At 69.3% G+C, this 7,140-nt stretch carries 8 protein-coding genes and 1 pseudogene; 4 read left to right on the forward strand and 5 right to left on the reverse strand.

Features of this window, described 5'->3' with window-relative positions; genetic code table 11:
- The first annotated feature begins 10 nt into the window (after positions 1 to 10).
- Positions 11 to 1,300, forward strand: a complete 1,290-nt coding sequence (locus AWC03_RS11890) for a pyridoxal phosphate-dependent aminotransferase (protein ID WP_085240675.1) — start codon at positions 11 to 13, stop codon at positions 1,298 to 1,300.
- Positions 1,301 to 1,326: 26 nt separating this feature from the next.
- The gene (locus tag AWC03_RS11895) at positions 1,327 to 2,604 is read left to right on the forward strand and encodes a YibE/F family protein (protein ID WP_085240676.1); all 1,278 of its coding nucleotides are present in this window, start codon (positions 1,327 to 1,329) and stop codon (positions 2,602 to 2,604) included.
- On the opposite strand, the gene rfbA is transcribed toward AWC03_RS11895, so the two are convergent.
- Genes rfbA through AWC03_RS11910 form a run of 3 tightly spaced genes read right to left on the reverse strand, consistent with a single transcriptional unit; the run spans position 2,546 to position 4,610 of the window.
- Positions 2,546 to 3,421: a glucose-1-phosphate thymidylyltransferase RfbA gene (gene rfbA, locus AWC03_RS11900; RefSeq protein WP_085240677.1), complete on the reverse strand. Its 876-nt coding sequence runs from the start codon at positions 3,419 to 3,421 to the stop codon at positions 2,546 to 2,548. The genes AWC03_RS11895 and rfbA overlap by 59 nt on opposite strands.
- A 22-nt stretch (positions 3,422 to 3,443) precedes the next feature.
- Positions 3,444 to 3,818 carry a nuclear transport factor 2 family protein gene (locus AWC03_RS11905; RefSeq protein WP_085240678.1) on the reverse strand — a complete coding sequence of 125 codons (375 nt, stop codon included), beginning with the start codon at positions 3,816 to 3,818 and terminating at the stop codon, positions 3,444 to 3,446.
- A gap of 36 nt (positions 3,819 to 3,854) precedes the next feature.
- Positions 3,855 to 4,610 (reverse strand): maleylpyruvate isomerase family mycothiol-dependent enzyme, encoded by a 756-nt coding sequence (locus AWC03_RS11910; protein ID WP_085240679.1) that lies wholly within the window; start codon positions 4,608 to 4,610, stop codon positions 3,855 to 3,857.
- Between the two features lie 121 nt (positions 4,611 to 4,731).
- Here AWC03_RS11910 and AWC03_RS11915 point away from each other — a divergent pair, with 121 nt between their 5' ends.
- Entirely contained in the window at positions 4,732 to 5,010 is a 279-nt protein-coding gene (locus AWC03_RS11915) for a hypothetical protein (RefSeq protein WP_085240680.1), read from the forward strand.
- On the forward strand, positions 5,000 to 5,536 hold the full coding sequence (locus AWC03_RS27840; protein ID WP_244275154.1) for a hypothetical protein: 537 nt from the start codon (positions 5,000 to 5,002) through the stop codon (positions 5,534 to 5,536). The genes AWC03_RS11915 and AWC03_RS27840 overlap by 11 nt, the downstream gene beginning before the upstream one ends.
- Here the strand turns inward: AWC03_RS27840 and AWC03_RS11925 are convergent.
- A complete protein-coding gene (locus tag AWC03_RS11925) occupies positions 5,533 to 6,858 on the reverse strand; it encodes a UDP-glucose dehydrogenase family protein (RefSeq protein ID WP_085240683.1) in 1,326 nt (441 codons plus the stop codon). The genes AWC03_RS27840 and AWC03_RS11925 overlap by 4 nt on opposite strands.
- A gap of 96 nt (positions 6,859 to 6,954) precedes the next feature.
- Positions 6,955 to 7,140 (reverse strand): annotated as a pseudogene (locus AWC03_RS27620) (DUF7159 family protein); the annotation flags it as partial.

Consider the following 7,140-nt stretch of genomic DNA (forward strand, 5'->3'; position numbering starts at 1 on the left):
GCAAAATTCAGTGGACAGTAGTGGCACCATTGGTGACGTGACCACGCACCAACTGCCCCTGCATGCTTCCGGCCACCACCGGCAGCGTGTCTTTGCGCAGTCGTCCAAGCTCCGGGACGTCCTGTACGAGATACGCGGCCCGGTGCACCAGCACGCGGCGCGGCTGGAGGCCGAGGGGCACCGCATCCTCAAGCTCAACATCGGCAACCCGGCACCGTTCGGCTTCGAGGCGCCCGACGTGATCATGCGCGACATGATCCAGGCGCTGCCCTACGCCCAGGGGTACTCCGACTCGCAGGGCATCCTGCCCGCCCGGCGGGCGGTGGTCACCCGCTACGAGTTGGTCGAGGGCTTCCCCCGGTTCGACGTCGATGACGTCTACCTGGGCAACGGCTGCTCCGAGCTGATCACCATGACGCTGCAGGCCCTGCTCGACAACGGCGACGAGGTGTTGATCCCGTCGCCGGACTACCCGCTGTGGACGGCGTCGACGTCCCTGGCGGGCGGCACGCCCGTGCACTACCTGTGCGACGAGACCCAGGGCTGGCAGCCGGACGTCGCCGATCTGGAGTCCAAGATCACCGAGCGCACCAAGGCGCTGGTCATCATCAACCCCAACAACCCGACCGGCGCCGTCTACAGCCGCGGGATCCTCACCCAGATGGTGGAGCTCGCGCGCAAGCATGAACTGCTGCTGCTCGCCGACGAGATCTACGACAAGATCCTCTACGACGACGCCCAGCACATCAACGTGGCCACGCTGGCGCCGGACATGTTGTGCCTCACCTTCAATGGGCTGTCCAAGGCCTACCGGGTCGCGGGGTACCGCGCGGGCTGGCTGGCGATCACCGGCCCCAAGGACCACGCCGAAAGCTTCATCGAGGGCATCAGCCTGCTGGCCAACATGCGGCTATGCCCCAACGTGCCGGCCCAGCACGGGATTCAGGTGGCCCTCGGCGGGCACCAGAGCATCGAGGACCTGGTGCTGCCGGGCGGCCGGCTGCTCGAGCAGCGCGACGTGGCGTGGCAGAAACTCAACGAGATTCCGGGGGTGTCCTGCGTGAAGCCGGAGGGCGCGCTGTACGCGTTCCCGCGGCTGGATCCCGAGGTCTACGACATCACCGACGACGAACAGCTCGTCCTCGACCTGCTGCTGCAGGAGAAGATCCTGGTCACCCAGGGCACCGGATTCAATTGGCCGGCACCGGATCACCTGCGCATCGTCACGCTGCCGTGGGCCCGCGACCTGGCCGCGGCGATCGAGCGGCTGGGCAACTTCCTGGTCAGCTATCGCCAGTAAGCGTCCTCGCAGCCGGCGCCTCTACGGTGGACCGGGTGACGCACTCGCACTCCCACTCCCACAGCCTGTCCGGACCGGCCCCGGTCGACGCGCTGCCCGCCAGGATCGTCGTCGGGCTGCTGGTGGCGATCGGCCTCGCGGTGCTGGCCGGCGCCGTCGTGCTGTGGCCCAGCCGGGAGCACGTCGACATCCCCCTGCCCTTCCAGAACGCGGCCGGCGGCGCCGTGAGCACGCAGGCCGGGCACGTGCTGTCCAGCGGCATCGGCGACTGCGGGAGCCCGTCGGTCGGTCAGGTGCTCACCACCGCGCCGCAGCCGGCACCGCCCGGCGCGGGCCGCTGCGTGCTGACCCAGGTGGCCGTCGACTCCGGCCCCAACGCCGGCGCCGCCACGTTGCTGGAGTCCTCCCCCGGCCCCGGCCAGCCGAAATTCGTGGTGGGCGACCACGTCCGGCTGGTCCGCCAGGTCGACGACCAGGGCGCCACCAGCTACGCGTTCTACGACTTCGAACGCGGGTGGTCGCTGGTCGCCCTGGCCATCGCGTTCGCGGTGGTGATCGTCGCCGTGGCCCGCTGGCGGGGGCTGCTCGCACTGGTCGGCATCGTGGTGGCGTTCGCGGTGCTGGTGGTGTTTCTGCTGCCGGCCCTGCGCGACGGCGCGCCCGCGATTCCTGTGGCCCTGGTGGCGTCGGCGGCCATCCTCTACGCGGTCATCTATCTGGCCCACGGCGTCAGCCTGCGGACCAGCGCGGCGCTGCTCGGCACCCTGACGGCGCTGCTGCTGGCCGCCGGATTGTCTTGGGCGGCGATACAACTGGCGCACCTGACCGGCCTGTCCGACGACCAGAACGCGACCGTGAGCGCGTACCTGGGCAACGTGTCGATCGGCGGCCTGCTGCTCGCCGGTTTCATCATCGGCTCGCTGGGTGTGCTCAACGACGTGACGGTGACCCAGGCCTCGACGGTGTTCGAGCTCGCCCACCTCGGCGGCTCCCGACGCGCGATCTTCCTCGGTGCCATCCGAGTCGGTCGCGACCACATCGCCAGCACGGTGTACACGCTGGTGCTGGCCTACGCCGGCAGTTCGCTGCCCCTGTTGCTGCTGTTCAGCGTCGCCAACCGCTCCCTGACCGACGTGCTGACCAGCGAGAGCGTGGCCATCGAGATCGCCCGGTCGGCGGTGGGCGGCGTCGCGCTGGCACTGTCGGTGCCGCTGACGACGGCGATCGCCGCGGCGCTGGCGCGACCTAGTGAAACCGGCTCCGCTCCAACAGATCCAGCAGATAGCCGCCGTAGCCGGACTTGAGCATGGTGTGCGCGCGCTCGGCCAGCTGCTCGTCGGTGATCCAGCCCTGCTGCCAGGCGACCTCCTCGGGGACGCTGACCTTCAGGCCCTGCCGTCGTTCCAGCGTGCGCACGAAGTCGCTGGCGTCCAGCAGGGAGTCGAACGTGCCGGTGTCCAGCCAGGCCGTTCCGCGAACCATCACCTCGACCGAGAGCCGGCCCCGATTGAGGTAGATCTGATTCACCTCGGTGATCTCGTACTCGCCGCGCGCTGATTTCTTCAGCCCCTTGGCGATCTCGATCACGTCGTTGTCGTAGAAGTACAACCCCGGCACCGCGTAATTGGACTTCGGTGTCTTGGGTTTCTCCTCCAGCGACAGCGCCGTGCCGTCGTCGCTGAACTCGACGACGCCGTACGCCGAGGGATTGGCCACCCAGTAGGCGAAAACCGCTCCCCCGCTGATGGTTTGGAAGCGGCTCAGGCTGGTGCCCAGCCCGGGCCCGTAGAAGATGTTGTCTCCCAGGACCAATGCCACTGTGTCGTTGCCGATGTGTTCGGCGCCCAGCACGAAGGCCTGGGCCAGGCCGTCGGGCTGTTGCTGCGCGACGTAGCTGATGTCGATGCCGAATTGTGAGCCGTCGCCCAGCAGCCGCTGAAAGCCCGCCGCGTCGTGCGGGGTGGTGATCACCAGGATGTCCCTGATGCCGGCCATCATCAGGGTGGACAGCGGGTAGTAGACCATCGGTTTGTCGTAGACCGGCAGCAACTGCTTGCTGATGCCGACGGTGATCGGGTGCAGGCGAGTGCCCGAGCCCCCGGCCAGGATGATCCCACGCATGGGTGGTCCCCCTATTCCACGCTCAATTGACGAGGTCGGATTCGGTGAGTTCGGTGGCGGCCAGCGCCGACGCCAGGTCCTCGTGCCGGAACACGGACGTGACGTGGTCGTGGACCACCCGGAACGCCGACGCCGCGGTGGTCACGACCCCGGGATTGTCCGGGGCACTCACCTTCTGCTCGACGACCACGACACCGTCGTGAACGTACATCCGGCCGACTTCGGCCGTGCCGTGGCGCGAGGCGGCCCACCTGAGCAGCGCCTCGTGGCCCTGCGCGGCGCCGTGCGCGTCGCCGATCTCGATGTCGTCGCTGGACAACGCGACCAGGGTTGCCGAGTCGGCGGCGTTGAGCGCGTCGTGCCATGCCAGGACGGTGGCGATCTCCGAAGTGGTCATGGTGTGCAAGTTACCGTGTGCGCCCGGATGGCGGGGCTAGAGCGGGGTGCGGTCGAGCCAGTTCTGCCACACCCCCTCGTCGCCGAACAGCGCGATTCCCGTGTCTGCCTGCGGCACCCGGCGCAGGATGGCCAGCAGCAGCTCGGCCGCCCCGCCCTTCAGCGCCGCGGTGCCCTTGCCGTGCTCGTGCGACCAGGCGATGCGGCCGTCGTCGACGCGGATCGTCCATTCACCGGCTTCGCCGAGCCCGGGGTCGGTGGCGTGCAGGTGCAGGGTGTTGTCGCCGTCGAGCGGCAGCGGCGCCCCCTCCGCGCCGGCCTGGATCGCGACCCGCTCGAGCCATTCGGTGATCCCGTCCGCGGCCACATCGGCGGCCAGCGTGTAGTCGGCTCCCAGTGCGATGGCCGCATCGGCCCGGTGCACGGCCACCTCGTGCAGGCGGCGGCGGATCCACCAGTTCGCCGGCCGGGGCCCGAGAAACGTCCACACCGGGGTTTGCGCGCCCGTCAGCTCGACCGCATCGACGAGGCGCTGCGCGCCGCCGCGCAGCCAGGAGATCGCGTCGGACGGATCGGGCGGCGGCTTGCCGCCCTCGACGGACCGGGGGTCGAGAAACTCCTCGAGCCGCTCGCGCACGATCTGCGCCGCCCAGCGGTCGCCGCGCCCGACGTGGCGCAGCAGTTGGTTCAGGCTCCACCCCGGGCAGGTCGGCACCGGCTTGGACTGGTCGACATCGCGGAACAGCTCCGAAAAAGCGCGGTTCTCTTCGAGGAATGCACCGGCATAGTCCACGCCGGTCAGGCTACTCGCCGGCGCGTGCGACCAAGGGCTCCCCGGGCAGGGGACTTCGCCCCTGTCGGCGGGCTGCGCCGATGTGGTGCAATCGAACCACCACGGACCACCGGAGACGACCATGGGCATGCCCGCCGTCCGCACCGCTCAGGAGCGCGAGAACGTCGCGTTGGAGCGCGAACGGATCGCGGACGAACGCGAACCCACCACCAATCACACCGCGGCGGGTGAGCGGCGGGCGGCCGAACAGGTGGAGCGGCGACACGAGGCGGCGCTGCGCGAGCAGGCCAAGGTCGAACGGGAGCAGGCCACCAGCGAACGCCGACTCGCGCGGCAACGGGCCGAGCACGAAAGTCAGCAGATCACACAATGTTCCGAGGGAAAGCGTCGTGCCAACTGAGCCCAGCGACGTCGACGAGCAGCCGGACGAAGGGGACGGGCGCGAGCAGGCCCTCACGCAGCGGGAGGCACAGCTCACGCGGCGCGAATGGTTCGCCGACGAGCGGGACCGAATCGCCAATAACTGCGAACAGCTGGCCAATCAGCACGAGGCGCAGGCGGACGAACGGGAGGGCACCGCGCTCGAGCGGGAACGCGAGCGGCTGCAGCGCGCCGAAGACGAGGAAGAGCGCGCGCGAGCCGAAGCCGAGCAGAACCCTGAATCGCTCGCCGAAGCGGCATTTCGCGCCGGTCAGAAGGCCCGGGCGGCCCGAAAGGCGGCACAGGCTGCTCAATGGTCTGCCGCCCAGAGCGTGGACGAATCCGCAGCCAGTCACGACCGAACGGCGGACGCCTACGAATCGGCGGCCGAAGGGAACGAAGGTCGCAGGGATGAGTACCGGAAACACGCGGCTGCGCACCGCCAATTCGCGGAAGAGGATCGCGACATGGCTCAGCGGCTCCGGCGAATGGCAGAAAGCGACTAAGGCCGGGGCGCGCCCAGCCGGAACACCCGCCAGCCCGCCTCGGTCCAGCGGGCCGCGTCGAGGCAGTTGCGGCCGTCGACGATCACCCGGGCCCGCACGCGGTCGGCCAGGTCGGCGGGGTCGAGGTCGACGAACTGGCGCCACTCGGTCAGGACGAGCACCGCGTCCGCGCGTTCGCAGGCCTCTTCGACCGAGACCGCGTAGTTCAGCGTCGGGAACAGCCGCTGCGCGTTGTCCAGCGCCTTCGGGTCGTAGACGTTGACCGCGGCGCCGTTGAGCTGCAGTTGGCCGGCGACGTTGAGCGCGGGCGAATCCCGGACGTCGTCGGATTCGGGCTTGAACGCCGCGCCGAGCACGGCGATGTTGGCGCCCAGCAGCGAGCCGCCGCAGGCGGCGGTGGCCAGTTCCACCATCCGGGTGCGCCGGCGCATGTTGATGCTGTCGACCTCGCGCAGGAACGTCAGCGCCTGGTCGGCCCCCAGCTCACCGGCGCGGGCCATGAAGGCGCGGATGTCCTTCGGCAAGCAACCGCCGCCGAAACCCAAACCGGCGTTGAGGAATTGGCGACCGATCCGCGGGTCGTAGCCCAGCGCGTCGGCCAGCATGCTGACGTCGGCTCCGGCGGCCTCGCAGACCTCGGAAATGGCGTTGATGAACGAAATCTTGGTGGCCAGAAACGCGTTCGCGGAAACCTTGACCAACTCCGCGGTCTGCAGGTCGGTCACCAGGAACGGCACCCCCTCGGCGAGCAGCGGGCCGTAGAGTTCGCGGACCGCCGTTTCGGCGCGCACCGAATCCTGTTGCACGCCAAGCACGATCCGGTCCGGATGCAGGGTGTCGTGCACTGCGTAGCCCTCGCGCAGGAATTCGGGGTTCCAGGCGATCTCGACGTCGACCCCGCGTTGCCCGAGGGCGGCCGCGCGGCGGTTGAGCTCGGCGGCGGTTCCGACCGGAACGGTCGACTTACCCACCAGCACCGACGATCTCGTCAGCCGCGGCACCAGCGCGTCGACGACGGCGTACACATGGCGCAGGTCGGCGCCGTACTCGCCCTTCTTCTGCGGCGTCCCGACCCCGAGGAAATGCACGTCGGCGAACTCGGCCGCCACGTCGTAGTCGGTGGTGAACCGCAGCCGCCCCGCCGCCAGGTTCTTCGTCAGCAGCTTGCGCAGGCCGGGTTCGTAGAAGGGAATGTCACCGCCGGAGAGCTTGGCGACCTTTCCCGCGTCGACGTCGACGCCGACGACCTCATGTCCCAACTCCGCCATGCCGACGGCGTGGGTCGCACCCAGGTAACCGGTACCGAAGACGGTGCATCGCATACCTCCGGTGTAGGCGGCCGCGATGAGCTGACTGCGTCGCGACACTAAGCGGGAGGCAAACGGAAGATGACAGATGCCACCGAACGGCCAGGTGTACTACAGCCCGGGGATACCTGGGATCCCGATGTGGGGGCCGAAGCCGCCGTGACCGTGACCGCCACCGAACCCGGGGAATCCGCCGCGGTCGTCGTCGCCGCCTCCGAACGGACCTCTTGGTTCCGGCGGCCCGCCGATGATGATCGGGGGAAGCTGTAGCGGCGGTGGCGGGGGCGGTGGGGCTTC

The sequence above is a fragment of the Mycobacterium europaeum genome, assembly GCF_002102155.1.
Classification (GTDB): Bacteria; Actinomycetota; Actinomycetes; order Mycobacteriales; family Mycobacteriaceae; genus Mycobacterium; species Mycobacterium europaeum.